This window comes from Oceanivirga salmonicida, from assembly GCF_001517915.1.
Taxonomy (GTDB): Bacteria; Fusobacteriota; Fusobacteriia; order Fusobacteriales; family Leptotrichiaceae; genus Oceanivirga; species Oceanivirga salmonicida.
In genome coordinates this window covers 1-331 of record NZ_LOQI01000209.1, presented here as the reverse complement: position 1 = coordinate 331, position 331 = coordinate 1, and the positions used below count along the sequence as shown (strand labels likewise).

General features: G+C 23.6%; 1 protein-coding gene. It reads left to right on the top strand.

What is annotated here, in order from left to right; translation table 11 throughout:
• Positions 1-331 (top strand): hypothetical protein (locus AWT72_RS09915; RefSeq protein WP_197407684.1); only part of this gene is annotated, 331 nt, incomplete at both ends.

Below are 331 nucleotides of genomic sequence, written 5' to 3'. Positions count from 1 at the left end.
AAAATCTTTAATATTAAAAGAAGGTATAGACTATATTACAGGACATAATTTATTACCTAATCTTTCCCTTATAACAAGATTAGGTAATGCTAAATTAGATAATTTAGCTAATGATTTGGTTAAAGATATAGTCACAGATATGTATGAAAGAGTAGGATTTGACCCTGATTCAAATTATTCTTCTATTGGTATATGGAATCAAATTCCTGATGATTTTATAAATTTACTACCTAGAAGAAATAAACATTTTATTATTAAAGATTTTAAATATAGTGGATTAAGTCCTAATGCTTTATTTTATTATGGTTTAATAAAAGTTCAAATTCTAGGT